14 protein-coding genes are annotated in these 16,372 nt (G+C 37.5%); all 14 read left to right on the top strand.

Annotation, left to right across the window (positions count from 1 at the left end):
• The first annotated feature begins 57 nt into the window (after positions 1-57).
• The 14 genes from UFO1_RS12570 (at position 58) to ftsZ (ending at position 16,204) form a co-directional block, all read left to right on the top strand.
• The gene (locus tag UFO1_RS12570) at positions 58-1,551 is read left to right on the top strand and encodes a UDP-N-acetylmuramoyl-L-alanyl-D-glutamate--2,6-diaminopimelate ligase (RefSeq protein ID WP_038671256.1); all 1,494 of its coding nucleotides are present in this window, start codon (positions 58-60) and stop codon (positions 1,549-1,551) included.
• On the top strand, positions 1,551-2,909 hold the full coding sequence (gene murF, locus UFO1_RS12565; protein WP_038671254.1) for a UDP-N-acetylmuramoyl-tripeptide--D-alanyl-D-alanine ligase: 1,359 nt from the start codon (positions 1,551-1,553) through the stop codon (positions 2,907-2,909). Before UFO1_RS12570 ends, murF begins: the two co-directional genes overlap by 1 nt.
• Before the next feature lie 89 nt (positions 2,910-2,998).
• Positions 2,999-3,973: a phospho-N-acetylmuramoyl-pentapeptide-transferase gene (mraY, locus tag UFO1_RS12560; RefSeq protein ID WP_038671252.1), complete on the top strand. Its 975-nt coding sequence runs from the start codon at positions 2,999-3,001 to the stop codon at positions 3,971-3,973.
• Positions 3,974-5,329, top strand: a complete 1,356-nt coding sequence (gene murD, locus UFO1_RS12555) for a UDP-N-acetylmuramoyl-L-alanine--D-glutamate ligase (RefSeq protein WP_038671250.1) — start codon at positions 3,974-3,976, stop codon at positions 5,327-5,329.
• A gap of 50 nt (positions 5,330-5,379) precedes the next feature.
• Positions 5,380-6,483: a stage V sporulation protein E gene (spoVE, locus tag UFO1_RS12550; RefSeq protein WP_038671248.1), complete on the top strand. Its 1,104-nt coding sequence runs from the start codon at positions 5,380-5,382 to the stop codon at positions 6,481-6,483.
• Between the two features lie 90 nt (positions 6,484-6,573).
• A complete protein-coding gene (gene murG, locus UFO1_RS12545) occupies positions 6,574-7,689 on the top strand; it encodes an undecaprenyldiphospho-muramoylpentapeptide beta-N-acetylglucosaminyltransferase (RefSeq protein WP_038671246.1) in 1,116 nt (371 codons plus the stop codon).
• A gap of 98 nt (positions 7,690-7,787) precedes the next feature.
• A complete protein-coding gene (gene murC / locus UFO1_RS12540; RefSeq protein WP_038671244.1) occupies positions 7,788-9,167 on the top strand; it encodes a UDP-N-acetylmuramate--L-alanine ligase in 1,380 nt (459 codons plus the stop codon).
• 300 nt (positions 9,168-9,467) lie between these two features.
• Complete coding sequence (gene murA, locus UFO1_RS12535) at positions 9,468-10,721, top strand: UDP-N-acetylglucosamine 1-carboxyvinyltransferase (RefSeq protein ID WP_038671243.1); 1,254 nt, start codon at positions 9,468-9,470, stop codon at positions 10,719-10,721.
• An 11-nt stretch (positions 10,722-10,732) separates the two neighbouring features.
• A complete protein-coding gene (locus UFO1_RS12530) occupies positions 10,733-11,665 on the top strand; it encodes a D-alanine--D-alanine ligase (protein ID WP_038671241.1) in 933 nt (310 codons plus the stop codon).
• A gap of 219 nt (positions 11,666-11,884) precedes the next feature.
• On the top strand, positions 11,885-12,646 hold the full coding sequence (locus UFO1_RS12525; RefSeq protein WP_038671239.1) for a cell division protein FtsQ/DivIB: 762 nt from the start codon (positions 11,885-11,887) through the stop codon (positions 12,644-12,646).
• Between the two features lie 37 nt (positions 12,647-12,683).
• Positions 12,684-13,376 (top strand): DUF881 domain-containing protein, encoded by a 693-nt coding sequence (locus UFO1_RS12520; protein ID WP_038671237.1) that lies wholly within the window; start codon positions 12,684-12,686, stop codon positions 13,374-13,376.
• Positions 13,376-13,705, top strand: coding sequence for a small basic family protein (locus tag UFO1_RS12515; protein WP_038671235.1), 330 nt, complete (start codon positions 13,376-13,378; stop codon positions 13,703-13,705). The genes UFO1_RS12520 and UFO1_RS12515 overlap by 1 nt, the downstream gene beginning before the upstream one ends.
• 226 nt (positions 13,706-13,931) lie before the next feature.
• Positions 13,932-15,125 (top strand): cell division protein FtsA, encoded by a 1,194-nt coding sequence (ftsA, locus tag UFO1_RS12510; RefSeq protein WP_038671233.1) that lies wholly within the window; start codon positions 13,932-13,934, stop codon positions 15,123-15,125.
• Positions 15,126-15,157: 32 nt separating this feature from the next.
• Complete coding sequence (gene ftsZ / locus UFO1_RS12505; RefSeq protein ID WP_038671231.1) at positions 15,158-16,204, top strand: cell division protein FtsZ; 1,047 nt, start codon at positions 15,158-15,160, stop codon at positions 16,202-16,204.
• Positions 16,205-16,372: the final 168 nt, after the last annotated feature.

Raw genomic sequence — 16,372 nt, 5'->3', positions numbered from 1 at the left:
TGTTATGATAATATTGGTAACAATGGTAATAATAGTTGGAGTGTAGGAGGTAGTCACATGAAAAAGGAATTGCAAGAATTAATAGGTTTATTACCAAACGCTGTAGTGCATGGAGAAACAAAGCTTACTATAATGGATTTAGCTCATGATTCCCGTAAAGTAATCGCCGGGACATTATTCATTTGTTTGCCTGGAGTAAAGACGGATGGGCACGATTATATAATGCAGGCTTTTCACCAAGGTGCAGTAGCCATATTGGTAGAAAAAGATGTTGAAAATATTCCCCAGGGTTTAACGGTAATAAAGGTAGCTGATACGAGGGCAGCAATGATGATGATAGCTCCTCATTTTTTTGAATACCCAAGCCGCAAATTACGTATGATTGGGGTTACAGGTACAAATGGGAAAACAACCACTACCTATTTAATTAAAAGTATATTAAATAAGGCAGGGTATAAAGTAGGGGTAATCGGCACCATTCAAAATAGCATTGGCGACCGTATAGTACCCACTCAGAATACTACACCGGATGTAATTGATTTACAAAAACTCTTAGCTGAGATGGTAGCGGCTAGTATCGATTACGTAGTGATGGAAGTATCTTCTCATGCATTGGCTCTGAATCGAATCGCTGGTTGTGAATTTGATGTAGGTATTTTTACAAATATGACACGGGATCATTTAGACTTTCATGTGTCATTTGAAAATTATCTAGAAGCAAAAACAAAACTCTTTGAATTGCTTAGCATAAAGAATAGTTACAAAAAGGGAAAGACTGCTATTATAAATGCAGATGATAAGGCGGCTTCTTTTATAATAGAAAAAACAATGTGTAAAACCATTACTTATGGGATTGACAACAATGTCGATCTTAAAGCACAGAATACAAATATTAAGGCATCAGGTGCTCAGTTTGATATTGTTGGCTCTTTTGGTACAATGTCATTAGAGCTTAAAATTACTGGATTCTTCAATGTATATAATGTATTATCTGCAGTTGGGGCAGCCTTGGCAGAAGGTATAGATATCCAGGTCATAAAAGAAACTTTAGAAGAATTCCAAAGCGTACCTGGCCGATTTGAATTAGTAGATGCAGGGCAACCATTTAGTATAATTGTAGATTATGCTCATACACCAGATGGATTAGAAAACATTTTAAAGACTGCACAGCAAATTGCTACAAAGCGTATCATAGTAGTATTTGGTTGTGGTGGTGATCGTGATAAAACGAAAAGACCGATTATGGGAGAATTAGCTGCGAAATATGGCGACATTGTAATTGCTACATCAGATAATCCAAGAACGGAAGATCCTGAAATCATTCTTGCCGAGATTGAAAATGGCATAAAGGGATCTCTAAAAGAAGGAAAAATTTATGAAAAAATTAGCGATAGGCGCCAAGCGATTGATCGTGCCTTACATTTAGCTGAATTGGATGATATAGTGATAATTGCAGGTAAGGGCCATGAAAATTATCAAATTCTTAAGGACAAAACTATTTCCTTCGATGATAAAGAGGTAGCTTCGGCAATCGTCAAGGAGATGAAATAATGGCAGAGTTTACAGTTGAAGAAGTATGTTTGGCGACAGAGGGAAACCTTGTCAATTCTATAGGGCTAGTCAACTTCACTGGTGTTTCCACAGATACCCGTACTGTGAAGCAAGGCGATTTATTTATCCCATTAGTAGGGGAAAGTTTTGATGGGCATGATTTCATTGAACAAGCAATAAAGAACGGGGCAAGTGGTGTTATATTTAGTCGTAAAAATATGCTGATTTCTAAAGATATTACGGCTATTGAGGTTGCAGATACCTTATTGGCATTGCAAAATCTAGCTCGTTTTCATCGTCAGCGCTTTACAATTCCTGTTGTAGCTATTACCGGCTCAAATGGTAAGACGACTACAAAGGATATGGCTGCAGCTGTTTTATCAAGTAAGTTTCATGTTCTTAAAACAGAAGCCAATTATAATAATGAGATTGGCTTGCCGTTAACGCTGCTACAACTTACCAAGCAACATGAAGTAGCGGTGGTAGAAATGGGTATGCGGGGTAAGGGGCAAATTCGCCAATTAGCGAACATTGCATTGCCTACCATAGCTATTATCACGAATGTTGGTGAAACTCATCTTGAGTTATTAGGTTCAATAGAGAATATTGCTGCTGCTAAGGCTGAATTGCTGGAGTTTATTCCTAAAAGTGGCTTATCCCTATTGAATGCTGATAATAGTTATGTAAAAGAAATGTCCAAACAAGTGAATAGTCGCGTCCAATTTTTTGGTTTAGAACAAGGGGATATAAAGGCAGAAAATATTCAGATGGGAACGCAAAATATGAAATTTTCATGTCGTTTTGCTCATCATGAATTTGCTGTAGAGATTCCTGCAGTTGGTAAACATAATGTTTACAATGGGTTAGCGGCTATAGCTCTCGGGCTAGAACTAGGGTTGAGTGTTGAAGATATTTGCGCTGGATGTAAAAACTTTAATGCAAGTCCTATGCGGCTACATATTGAAAAAATTAGCGACTATCTTGTCATTAATGATGCATATAATGCGAGTCCAATGTCAATGGTAGCGGCGATTGACACATTGGTTGAAGTAGCTAAGGGTAGAACGGTTGCTGTACTTGGTGATATGTTAGAATTGGGTCCGGTTGCAATAGAAGCCCATGGAAATATTGGAGATCGGTTAGCTTATTGCCAAGTTGATATAGTTGTAACGGTAGGTGAATTGGCGACTAATATTGCGCGGCGAGCTAGTGCATGCGGTATAAAAAAGGTAATGGCTTGTGCTAACCATAAAGAGGCACAACAAGCATTACAAAAACTAATTGAGCCTGGTGATACTATTTTAGTCAAGGGATCACGAGGTATGAAAATGGAGAATATTATAAAAATGTTTTCGTAAGAGGTTATACGACAATAGCATGCTCTAGTGCTGCACATTAGAGCAGTAAAATTTTAAAAGTTTCTTTTTGATGGTTTAGGAGGTTGATTATGCAGGAGTTGTTATATGCTTCAGCAATGGCATTCATTATAGCTTTACTAATTGGACCCATGATAATTCCTGTTCTTAGAGGATTGAAATTTGGGCAAAGCATTAGGCAGGAAGGCCCTGAAAGTCATTACGCCAAAGCGGGTACGCCGACTATGGGGGGGATTATCATTCTAATCGCCCTTATCATACCAGTTGTTATCTTTGGGGGTAAGAGTTCAGAAATTTGGTTAGCTTTGTTTGTGACCTTAGGTCATGGTTTAATTGGTTTTTTGGATGATTTTATTAAAGTGGCCTTAAGGCGTTCTTTAGGACTAAAAGCGAAACAAAAACTTCTAGGTCAGATTATTATGGCTGTAGCGTTAGCATACATTGCTACGAATTATATGGGACGGGGTACTGATTTATGGGTGCCTTTACTAGGAATTACAGTTGATTTTGGTCCGCTGTACTACGTATTAATATTTTTGGTACTGGTGGGTACTACGAATGCTGTAAATCTTACAGATGGTCTCGATGGCTTAGCCGCTGGTACTACTACGATTGCAGCAGTAGCTTATGCAGTAATTGCTATGAGTTTTGCGAAAACTAACTTGGCTATTTTCTGTGTAGCATTAGCTGGTGCAAGCCTTGGTTTCTTAAAGTACAATGCTCATCCGGCAAAAATATTTATGGGAGATACGGGATCATTAGCCCTTGGAGGGGCATTAGCTACTGTAGCTGTTCTGACGAAAACTGAGTTACTGCTTGTTATTGTTGGTGGCGTGTTTGTGCTTGAGGCCTTGTCTGTGATCATTCAAGTAATCTCCTTTAAATTAACAGGCAAGCGCGTATTCCGTATGAGTCCAATACATCATCACTTTGAGCTAGCGGGCTGGTCTGAGTCTAAGGTAGTTACTGTATTTTGGTTAACAGGGGTCGTCTTTAGCGCCATCGCATTAGTTATTTTAGTTGTTAGTCAGACTGGAGGGATATAAGTGGATTTTATTGAAAAAAAAGTCCTGGTTCTTGGTGCTGGTATTAGTGGTATATCCGTTGCTTGTGTATTACAGAATCGTGGCGCACAGGTAACGTTAAGTGATTCAAAACCGCAAGAATTACTAAAAAATAAGGATTTTTCGGCTATACATGAAAGTGGTGTAACACTAGCTTTAGGTAGGCAAGATGAAGGGTTATTAGAAGGTGTAGACTGGGTGGTAGTCTCACCAGGGATATCAATTAATATTCCATTAATTAATAATGCTAAAAGTAGAAATATAAAAGTTATGAGTGAAATTGAAGTAGCATATCAATTATGTCCTGCTCCAATTTTGGCTGTTACTGGTACCAATGGTAAGACGACTACTACCACATTGATTGGTGAAATGGTGAAAACAACAGATCGAAATGTGGTAGTTGGCGGGAATATCGGTCTGGCTCTATCGCAAGAAGTAGCAGAAGTCGGTGAAAAAGGTATTGTAGTAGCCGAAATTTCAAGTTTTCAACTAGAAGGAAGTATTGACTTTAGACCTCGGGTGGCTGCTATCTTAAACATTACTCCTGATCACCTTGATCGGCATCATTCGATGGAGAATTATATCGCCATGAAAGAACGGATTTTCGCAAATCAAACAAGTGATGATTATATCGTTTTAAATTATGATGATCTGACTGTAAGAGAAATGGCTAGTAAAGTACCTTCCAAAGTATTCTTCTTTAGTCGACAGGCAGAATTAACGACTGGGATCTTTGTTAAAGATGGCATGATCATTATGAAGTGGCAAGGGAAGACTTATGCAGTAGTTCCTGTTAGCAAAATACAGCTAAGAGGTGGACATAATATTGAAAATGTACTAGCCGCCTGTGGTGTTGCTTTTTTTGCAGGAGTTTCCTTATCTGCGATGGTAAAAACTTTAATTAATTTTACTGGGGTAGAGCATCGTATTGAAATGGTATCTACGATAAATGGTGTTACTTATTATAATGATTCTAAAGCTACGAATCCTGAGTCATCTATTAAAGCGTTAGAGGCTTTTGATAAAAACATTATATTAATTGCTGGGGGACGGGATAAAAATACGGACTTAACTGTTTTTATGCAATTAATAAAGGAAAAAGTGGATCATTTGATTTTGTTGGGTGAAGCTAAAGAAAGGTTTGAAGTGGCAGCTATTGCACAAGGGGTTAATCAAATCCACAGTGTGACTAGTTTAGCTGCTGCTGTACAATTAGCACAGCAAATTGCCAAAAAACCACAAGTTGTTTTGCTTTCTCCAGCATGCGCTAGTTATGATATGTTTGCTAGTTATGAAGAACGTGGCAAATTATTTAAGAAATTAGTTTATGAATTGTAAGTTCGAGTGGCTAGATATCAATAGCATTTTACGTTAGGAGGGGAGCTCTTTTGGCGGTAAGACCTAAGTCGCCAGATTTTGTTCTGTTTTTTGCTGTTATTGCATTATTGATTTTTGGTGTTGTAATGGTTTATAGTTCGAGCGCAGTCTCAGCCTACGTTAATTTTAATGATAGTTATTATTTTTTAAAGCGCCAAATCATTTGGGTTACACTTGGTGTAATAGCTATGCTATTAACATTGAATATGGATTATCATGTGTGGCGTAAATTAGCTACACCAATATTAATATTCACACTCATTCTTTTAATCTTAGTGTTAATACCTGGACTAGGAAAAGTCGTAAATGGAGCTCGTAGATGGCTTGGATTTGGCTCATTATATTTACAGCCATCTGAAATTGCAAAATTAAGTATGGTGTTATTTTCTTCGGCTAGTTTAGCAAGGAACCAAGAGAAGATAACTACATTTTTAAAAGGGCTTGTTCCTCAGCTACTTATATTGTTGGTAGTATTTGGCTTAATACTAAAAGAACCTGATCTTGGAACTGCGCTGGCAATCGGTGGGACAATTTTTGTGTTGTTATTTACTGCAGGGGCAAAGTTATCTCACTTGGGGTCATTAGGTAGTGTTGGTGTTGTTGGTATTATTGCTGCTATAATTCTCGAGCCTTATCGTCTCAAGAGACTATTAGCTTTTAGTGATCCATGGTCTGACCCATTAAATACAGGGTATCATATTATTCAATCCCTATATGCTTTGGGTTCGGGTGGTTTATTTGGAGTAGGACTTGGACGTAGCCGTGAAAAATTTCTATATTTACCTGAGCCTCATACTGATTTTATTTTTGCAATTCTTGGTGAAGAGTTGGGTTTCATTGGTACAATAACGGTAATATTATTATTCTTTTTGTTTGCATGGCGTGGATTTAAGATAGCCATTTCTGCACCTGATATTTATGGTAGCATGCTAGCAACAGGCTTAACAACTATGATTGTTATGCAAGCGCTTATGAATATCTCAGTAGTTACTGCTTCGATGCCAGTTACAGGCATTCCATTGCCATTTATTAGTTTTGGCGGTTCAGCATTAATTTTTACACTTATTGGGGTAGGGATATTGCTTAATATATCAAGATACGTACAGAACAAGTAAAATAGTGGAGGGTAATGTAAGGCAGCCCGCCGAATTACTCTAGAGCCAATCCCAAATTAAATTCTTCTGACTTAAGGGGGCAAGTAAAGTATGCGAATTATTGTGTCTGGCGGGGGAACAGGTGGTCACATCTACCCCGCTATTACTATAATAAAAGCGATTAAAGAGAAGGTGAATTTTTCTGAGGTACTATTTATTGGTACAGAGCATGGGCTGGAAGCTGACATTATACCAAAAGAGGGATTGGAGATTCAGTTTATTAATGTAGCGGGGTTTGAACGGCGCCTGTCGGTAAAAAATATACAGACAATCATGAAAACGATAGGGAGTGTCTGGCAGTCGCGAAAAATCATTCAGAATTTTAAGCCTGATCTGGTTATTGGAACTGGAGGTTATGTTTGTGGACCTGTTTTGTTGGCAGCAAGCCTAATGGGAATTCCTACAATGATTCAAGAACAAAATGTAATTCCAGGAATCACCAATAAAATTTTATCTCGCTTTGTAGATAAGATTGCTTTAGGGTACGCAGAGGCGAAAAATTATTTTCCTAATCCTAATAAGACATTTTTTAGCGGTAATCCTATACGTGATGAAGTGATGCGGTTTAAACGTGAGGAAAGTATAGTTGCTCTTGGTCTTGATAAAACTAAGCGGACTATTTTAATATCTGGCGGTAGTAGAGGGGCCCGCAGCATAAACCAAGCTATGCTGCAAGTACATCAATATTTTGCCGACAGCAAAGAGATACAACTCTTGCATGTTACCGGGCAAAGCGAGTATAATGGCATAGTTAGAAATCTTAGCCAATGTGGTATAGATACAACAACAGCTGGAAATAGTATCATCAAACCATATTTATACAATATGCCGCAAGCATTAGCAGCAGCGGATCTTGCAATTTTTCGAGCAGGTGCCATTGGGTTAGCAGAATTAACGTCTAGAGGGATCCCATCTATATTAATTCCTTATCCATATGCTGCTGAAAATCATCAAGAATTTAATGCTAGGGTTATGGAGCAGCAGGGGGCTGCTATTCTTATTCGTGATACAGAATTAAATGGTGACTTGTTAATTAAAAGTATTAATGATGTAGTAAACAGTCCAGAAAGGTTAGAGACTATGGCGATTGCCAGCAAAAAGATAGGCCGTCCAGAGGCTGCCGAAAGTATTGCTAATATGGCTCTTAGTCTTATTAAACGACATTAAATAGTAAGCTGTAACACCCTCGTTAGTATCTGCATACAATAAAACACGCATAAGAGCTGGTAGGTAGATAGGGTGCCCAAGAAAGGGGAGAAAGTTTTTTGCTAAAGGACATAAAAAAAATTCATTTTGTTGGTATTGGTGGCGCTGGTATGAGCGCAATTGCCAAAGTTTTGTTAGAAATGGGGTATAGTGTTTCCGGATCTGATCTTACTAAAACGGAAACAACAAATAAATTAGAAAGCATGGGGGCTCGTGTATTTTTAGGGCATAGTGGTGAAAATCTCTGTGATACCCAAGCTATCGTAGTTTCAACAGCTATTCCAGAGACCAACCCTGAAGTTAAGTTGGCACGAGAAAAAAAGATTCCTATTTTTCATCGGGCAGATATCGTTGCCTATTTAATGCTACAATACAAGGGGATTGCTGTTGCTGGTGCCCATGGTAAAACAACGACTACGTCTATGATTGCTGTTATGCTTGAGCATGCTGGGGTGGATCCTACAGTGATTATTGGTGGTGAAGTAGATTACTTAAATGGCAACGCAAAGTTAGGGCTGGGAGAATATTTAGTAGCCGAAGCTGACGAGAGTGATGGCTCTTTCTTAAAGTTTTCACCTCATATTGCTGTAGTTACAAATATTGAAAATGATCATATGGATTATTACAAAACGATGGATAATGTTTTACATACGTTTAAGAAGTTCTTGCGTAATTTACCATCTGATACAGGACTTGGTATTTTGTGCTTTGATAACGCACATATCCGTGGATTAGTCAATGATGTAGATCGGCCTTATATCTCTTATGCGATTGATCATGAAGCCCAATATATGGCACGTAACCTTAGGACCCAGGGAGCAGTGACAACATACGACGTCTATCATGAAGATAAGTTACTCGGTAATATAAAAATTAATGTTCCCGGTAAGCATAACGTATCTAATTCTTTAGCTGCAATTGTTGTTGGTTTACGTGTTGGCCTAACCTTTGAACAAATTGTTGAAGGATTGTCCTATTTTCAAGGAGCTAAGCGTCGTTTTCAAACGAAGGCAAGAATTAATGGAGTTTGGATTATAGATGATTATGCACATCATCCTACAGAAATAACCACTACTTTGTTGGCAGCGCGTCAGACTGAGCCGAAGAGGTTGATTTGCGTATTTCAGCCTCACCGTTATTCACGTACTGCTTTCTTACGAAATGAGTTTGGTAGTGCCTTTAGCTCTAGTGATATACTAGTACTTACTGATATCTATGCAGCTGGCGAAACCCCGATTCCAGGAATTACTGGTGAGGTTTTGAAAGAGGAGGTTGAGAACCAAACAGGCAAGAAAGTAATCTATATCGCAGATAAAGATAAGATAGCTAGGTATCTCAAAGAAATTGTTGAACCTGGTGATTTAGTTATAACTATGGGTGCTGGAAATGTTTATCGTGTAGGAGAAGAACTAATAGAAAATTTAGTTCAAGAACAGTAAAAGCAGGTTTAATGGCTTAAGAGGATTCTCTCTATTGTAGAGTACAAAAATATACATTTTTAGTAAGACAAGACTGTGTTATCATGCCCAAAGGTTAGGTATGAGCTACTTTTGAATAAAAATATATGGTAAAGATAAATGGGTATTTTGAGACAGATTCTATGATGTATAAACTATATAAATTTATGTAAATAAGTTGATAACTTTTACATAACTAAGAGTTATGTCTTGCTGAGGCTTAGACATATCTAATTTTCAATGTTATATAGGGTGATTGTACTTTTCTAGGAGGGGTAGGCGATGGAGAAATTTATCGTCAAGGGAGAGGTACAATTAAATGGAACAATTAGAATGAGTGGAGCTAAAAATGCCATATTACCAATTATGGCAGCAACACTTTTATGTTCCGGAATAAGTATTATTCATGACGTTCCCTATTTACGGGATATTAACGTCATGCAGGACATCTTAGCATTACTAGGTGCGAAGATTACTAGAGAAAAGAATACATTAGTAATTGATACAACTACTATACAAGATACGGAAATTCCAGAACATTTAATGAGAGAGATGCGTGCATCCGTCTTTCTAATGGGACCAATGTTAGGCAGATTTCACAAAGTAAGAATGTCATACCCTGGTGGCTGTGCAATTGGGCCACGACCCATTGATTTGCATATTAAGGCTTTAGAAAAAATTGGTGCCGATGTTAAAGAAGGATTTGGCTTTATTGAGGCGCAAACCAATTGTTTAACAGGCGGTGAAATTAATTTTGACTATCCTAGTGTAGGAGCCACTGAAAATGCGATGATGGCTGCAGTACTAGCAAAAGGATCAACGATTATACGAAATGCTGCCCGTGAACCTGAGATCTATGACTTGCAAGTGTTTCTTAATAAAATGGGCGCAAAAGTAATGGGCGCTGGCTCTGATATTATTAGAATTGATGGTACGAATAAACTTACTGCTACTGAGCACATTGTAATGTCTGATCGTATCCAGGCTGGCACTTTCCTTGTAGCAGGAGCCATCACTCGTGGCGATGTGATGGTAGAAAATATCTTATCAGAGCATTTATTTTCAGTGACGGATAAACTAAAAGAAATGGGTGTGCAAATTACTACTGGGAAAAATTATATTCGTGTGCAGGGTGGAGATCTGCGTGGTGTTGATATAAAAACATTGCCATACCCTGGGTTTCCTACGGATTTGCAAGCGCCAATGCTTTCCTTGGTCACCAATGGCAAAGGCACGAGTATTATAACGGAAACTATTTTTGAAAATCGATTTAAACACGTAGATGAATTGATTCGTATGGGAGCCAAGATTAAAGTGGAAGGTCGTACTGCCATAATACGCGGTATACCAAAATTGACAGGCGCCATTGTTGCAGCACATGATCTAAGGGCTGGTGGAGCATTAGTTCTTGCCGCTTTGGCTGCTGAAGGAACTTCTGAAATAGAGAATGTCTATCATATCGATCGAGGATATGAAGCATTAGAGGAAAAGCTAAGAAGCTTGGGGGCTAATATCTCACGGCATAAAAAGGACTAGGGGGACGCAATATGAAAGATAAGAAAATTGCAGTGGTAATGGGAGGGCCATCCGCTGAAAGAGAGGTTTCTTTAAACACTGGTAAAGCAATTTTAGCTGCACTTAAAGAGTCAAACTATAATGCAGTAGGTATTGATCTTGAACCAACTCGATTTGTAGAGCAATTAACTGAGGAAGGGATTGAGGTTGTATTTAATGCGATTCATGGTCAATATGGTGAAGATGGAATATTGCAGGGGGCATTGGAACTTTTAGGAATTCCTTATACTGGATCAGGTGTGTTATCTAGTGCAATGGCTATGGATAAAGGGATATCTAAAAGAATGTTTTTATCTGCAGACATCCCAACCCCACGCTCTCTTTTATTTACAAAGGCTGATATGGACCGAGATTTAGTCGCGGAAATTGTAACGGAATTTAGTATTCCAGTTGTTGTAAAATCATCATCACAAGGATCTAGTATTGGTGTCGTTATTGTTGAGAAAAATGGCGATTTATTAGAAGCTGTTCAACAAGCTTTCAAATATAGTGATACTATTTTAATTGAAGAATTTGTAAAAGGTAGAGAACTAACGGTTGCTGTTTGGGGAAACAAGGAACCAGAGGCGTTACCTATTATTGAAATTGTACCTCATTCAGGTCGTTATGATTACCATTCTAAATATACAAGTGGTGCAACAGAGTACATTGTACCAGCTGAGCTGAATAAAGCAACTTCTACTCTTGTACAAAAAATAGCAATTGAGGCTTTTCTTATATTAGGATGTAGTGGTATTGCAAGGGTTGATATTATGCTTGATAGTAATGATAGGCCTTATGTGTTAGAAGTAAATACAATACCTGGAATGACAGCTACCAGCTTAGTTCCAAAAGCAGCAGCAGCAGCAGGAATAACATTCCCCGCATTATGTGAGCGATTGTTGTGCATGGTAACGAACAAGTAGAGTAGTATTTTAAAAGAATAGAGTTATATAGACAGTGTTTGTATGGGATCTAATAATTAACAGTTACTATGATGCTACACTAGCTTCACAGTGACCTGTAAAGGAAATTATTAGGCAAAATATAATATGCTGTCTACTTTTTATATTGCATTATGGACTAGAATTGTTGTATGATTATCTTTATAATTGTATATATCAACCTGTCCAAGGAGCGATGAAATGAGAGAACAAGAACCATTGCAGTATATGTCAAAAGATAAAGGATCAATACTGGGTCAAAGGTTTGTTGGACTTATTTTAGTCCTAGTTATCCTAATTGCAGGACTGTTATTTATCAAATCATCTTATTTTACAGTGGGGGCAGTGGTGGTGGAAGGCAATCACTATGTAACAGTAGAAGATGTATATCAGATAGCAGAGATACCTGAGAAATTAAATATCTTTAATTTAAATGCTGCGGATATAAGAACCCGTTTGCTTCACGATTTGAGGATTTCAGAAGTTGATGTATCAAGAAAATTTCCAGCTACTATTGTTATTAGCATAAAAGAACGCAAGCCTACGGCATATGTTGCTGGTAGTTATGGTTTTTTAGAATTAGATCAGCAGGGGGTTGTTCTGGCAGTAGTTAAAAATATCAAAAAGATGAATGTGCCAATTATTACGGGAATTCGATTGGATGATGAATATGTAGGTGATAAAATTGAAAATCCAGAAATTAAGAGTATTTTGTATTATTTATCGCTACTAAATGAAGATGTTTTAAATCAGATTTCTGAAGTTAATGCTACATCCCCAGAGCAAATCAATGCATATACGATTTCATCAGTGCATATTCGTTTAGGGAGTAGTGATAGATTGTCTGATAAGGCAAAGCTAACTAATGATATATTGTATGAGATTGGTAATAAAAAAATGATGGTAGAATATCTTGATCTTACGTATGCTTCACCGTTTATTAAGATAAAACAGTTAAATTAATTTAAAAAAATGTGGTTTTAGTGAAAGGAGAAAAAAGTTGCTACATCTTAAACAGGGACAGGCTGCTATTGCTTTTGTTTGTGTAGTGCTGGGATTCATGCTAGCAGTACAATTTCGCACGACACAGGATATTCGATCAAGTATTCCTTTTCAGCGTATTGAAGACTTATCGCAACGCTTAAGCCAGACTGAAAAGGAACGTGATATACTACTCAAGCAGGTTCATGAATTGCGTCAAGCGACAGAAGTAGGATCGGTAACAAAAGAAGTTGAGAATATTAAAATGGGTGCTGGTGTGGTTGCGGTTTCTGGTACAGGCCTTGTCATAACCATCGATGATAGTAAAAGATTATCAAAACCAGGGGAAAATCCGAACTTATATTTAATTCATGATGAAGATATGCTTAAAGTAATTAACGAACTATGGGCAGCTGGTGCTGAGGCTATTTCTATTAATGGACAAAGATTGATTGCTACTTCAGAAATACGATGCGCTGGGCCAACCTTATCAGTGAATAACACACGCTATTCACCACCATATGAGATATTAGTAATTGGTGAACCACAAACCCTAGAAAATTCTCTTAAAATGAGGGGCGGAGTAATAGAAACATTACAGTTCTGGGGCATTTCGGTAAGTGTTAAAAAACAGGATATGGTACAAATACCAGCATATAAAGGTGCCTTTCGTTTTGAATATGCTAAACCGGTAAAGGAAGGTGGAAAGTAATGGCTTTACCGTTAATTGGACTTATTGTTGGGATTATTATTGGGGCCTTTTTTCCATTAACCATACCCGTCGAGTATGCTAAATTTATGTCAGTTGCACTACTAGCTTCTCTGGATTCAGTATTTGGTGGTCTTAGAGCTGGTGCTGAGGAGAAGTTTGATAATACAGTGTTTATTACTGGCTTCTTCACAAATGCGTTAATGGCAGCAGGCTTAGTTTACATTGGAGAACGCTTGGGTATTGATTTATACTATGTAGCATTATTAGCATTTGGGTTGCGTATATTTCAAAATCTGGCAATTATTCGTCGTTATTTTTTAAGAAAATAATATATAAAAAAAATTTGCCGCTCATAAGAGCGGCAAAATTTTTTTAGGTTGATATTTCAAGTCTTTATTTGTAAAAAAATGTATAAATTTGTTCTAGTTTACGATAATTGGGACCTTTGAAATATTTTATTAGGATATAAGTCTTTTTATTAGAATAAAAAAAGGGAAATTGGTATTTATGTTGAAATAAATGAATGATGTATAATACTTTCAAATGAGGTTAGTCATGGATGGCAGATATATCTTAGGGATTGATATAGGGACAAGCACTATTAAGGTATTTATTGGTACATTAGATACTAATGGAAACGTTTTAGTTGCTGGTAGTGGAACCGCGCCGACAGTAGGTTTTAAAAAGGGTATATTTTCTGATCCTAAGTTACTTGCGATGACAATTAAACAAGCGGTTGATTGCGCAGTTGGAGCTACTGATATTTGCGTGAAAGATGCTTATATTGGTATTAGCGGCATAGAAATTAAAGCCGTTAATAGTTTGGGAAGTGTTTCTCCTTTACTTACTGATCAGATTACACAGGATGACATAAGTCGTGGGAAGCGCGCAGCTACATTTGTTGCTGTTACAGAAGATCACGAAGTTCTACATGTGTTGCCGCAAAAGTTTTTTGTTGATAAACAAAGGGTTGAATTACCATTACAAGAAAATGGCTCTCATTTAGAGGTACAAGCCCATATAGTAAGCATACCTAAAAAAATTCTCAACAGCTTAGTTAATGCTATCGAAGAGTTAGGTATAAATGTTGTAAATGTGGTAGTAAATTCTATTGTCGTTACGGAAAATATAAAATCTACTAGTAGTGGCAACTTTTTACTTATGGATATCGGGGCAGGGACGACAGAGTTAACGCTATATCAGGAAGGATATGTCTTTTTGTCAGCATCATTACCCTTAGGCGGAGATTACATTACGAGTGATATCATGCAAGGTATTTCCATTTCTTGGAATCATGCTGAAGAAATAAAAAAATATTATGCGAAGCTGGATAAACAATTACGAGGACAGGAAATTACGTTAGATTGTAATGCTTATAATACAACAGATAAACACATTCCATATGATTTTTTAAACGATATTGTTGAAAGTCGTGTCTCGGAAATTATCTATTTATTATCTGATTACTTAAAGCTATCGTTAGAAGAGATTCAAATCGGAAAAGTGTTTCTAACTGGTGGATGTGGAGCTATGCCAAGCTTTATAGAGTGTATAGGGACAACCTTTGGGGTTCCAGTTGAAATTATACATCCTAGCGATTTGCCTCCAGAATATAGTTCACCTGGAAATACTGCTTGTTATAGTATAGTAAAATATGCTGTGAAAAATCTGTCCAAGCCTCAGGTTGCTCCTGGTAGTAACGCTTGGCAACGATTGATGAATAGGTGTAATAAATTTTTTAAGAATTAAACATTTGTGACTAATAAGGGGGAAAAATTTTAATGCTTGAATTAGATATGGATTTAGATCGATTTGCTGCAATTAAAGTAATTGGTGTAGGCGGCGGCGGTAACAATGCTGTAAATCGTATGATTGCTGCTGGTTTGCATGGTGTTGAATTTATAACTGTAAATACAGATGCCCAGGCGTTAATGCACTCTCAGGCTGCTTATCGCATACAAATTGGTGAAAAACTAACTAAGGGACTTGGGGCAGGCGCGAATCCAGATATTGGTGAAAAAGCAGCCCAAGAAAGTCGCGAAGATATTATTAAGGCTTTACGCGGTGCAGATATGGTGTTTGTTACAGCGGGAATGGGAGGCGGCACTGGTACTGGTGCAGCTCCAGTTGTTGCCGAATGTGCTAAAGAAGTGGGAGCCTTAACTGTTGGTGTCGTTACAAAACCATTTTCTTTTGAAGGCCGCAGACGTCAAGCTCAAGCTGAAGTTGGAACTGCTAAATTAAAGGAAAAGGTAGATACTCTTATTACTATACCAAATGATCGGTTGTTGCAAGTAGCTGATAAACGTACTTCTATGATAGATGCTTTTCGTATTGCCGATGATGTATTAAGACAAGGTGTACAAGGTATATCTGATTTAATTGCAGTACCAGGACTCATTAATTTAGATTTTGCGGATGTCAAAACCATTATGACTGATACGGGCTCAGCGCTCATGGGAATTGGCTATGGTTCAGGTGACAATCGAGCTGTAGCTGCAGCAGAAGCAGCAATAAAGAGTCCTTTGTTAGAGACTTCGATTGAAGGAGCTAAAGGTGTTTTATTGAATATTACTGGCGGACCAAGCTTAGGTTTATTAGAAGTGAACGAGGCTGCTGCTATTATTTCTGATGCTGTTGATCCAGAAGCGAATATCATATTTGGTGCAGTTATTGATGAAAACTTCCAAGATGAAGTACGAGTTACAGTGATTGCTACAGGGTTTGATGGTAGACCTCTGAATTTAGCTGCAGGAAAAATTGAGAGTACAACAATAGAACCTTTTAAGGTTCGCGACCTAGATATACCAACGTGGATGAGACGTTAATATCTATAATTGCTATTTTTTGAGTATTAATTAAAATATATTATGAATAGTAAAAACGAATAAAAAGCATGTGAAACAATGAAATTTCACATGCTTTTTTTGTTCGTCTTTGTGACAAATAAAATGGAAAATAAAACCATATTTCTACAAAAAAAAAAAGACCTGTTT

Origin of the sequence: Pelosinus sp. UFO1, from assembly GCF_000725345.1 — a bacterium.
Taxonomy (GTDB): Bacteria; Bacillota; Negativicutes; order DSM-13327; family DSM-13327; genus Pelosinus.
The sequence above is the reverse complement of the archived record's forward strand: the minus strand, read 5'-3'. Positions and strand labels throughout refer to the sequence as shown.

Excerpts from the sequence above, each read along its gene's own strand:
- murA (WP_038671243.1), top strand. The coding sequence starts at position 9,468 with ATGGAGAAATTTATCGTCAAGGGAGAGGTACAATTAAATGGAACAATT.
- UFO1_RS12525 (WP_038671239.1), top strand. The coding sequence starts at position 11,885 with ATGAGAGAACAAGAACCATTGCAGTATATGTCAAAAGATAAAGGATCA.
- murG (WP_038671246.1), top strand. The coding sequence starts at position 6,574 with ATGCGAATTATTGTGTCTGGCGGGGGAACAGGTGGTCACATCTACCCC.
- mraY (WP_038671252.1), top strand. The coding sequence starts at position 2,999 with ATGCAGGAGTTGTTATATGCTTCAGCAATGGCATTCATTATAGCTTTA.
- murF (WP_038671254.1), top strand. The coding sequence starts at position 1,551 with ATGGCAGAGTTTACAGTTGAAGAAGTATGTTTGGCGACAGAGGGAAAC.
- UFO1_RS12570 (WP_038671256.1), top strand. The coding sequence starts at position 58 with ATGAAAAAGGAATTGCAAGAATTAATAGGTTTATTACCAAACGCTGTA.
- ftsA (WP_038671233.1), top strand. The coding sequence starts at position 13,932 with ATGGATGGCAGATATATCTTAGGGATTGATATAGGGACAAGCACTATT.
- UFO1_RS12530 (WP_038671241.1), top strand. The coding sequence starts at position 10,733 with ATGAAAGATAAGAAAATTGCAGTGGTAATGGGAGGGCCATCCGCTGAA.
- ftsZ (WP_038671231.1), top strand. The coding sequence starts at position 15,158 with ATGCTTGAATTAGATATGGATTTAGATCGATTTGCTGCAATTAAAGTA.
- UFO1_RS12515 (WP_038671235.1), top strand. The coding sequence starts at position 13,376 with ATGGCTTTACCGTTAATTGGACTTATTGTTGGGATTATTATTGGGGCC.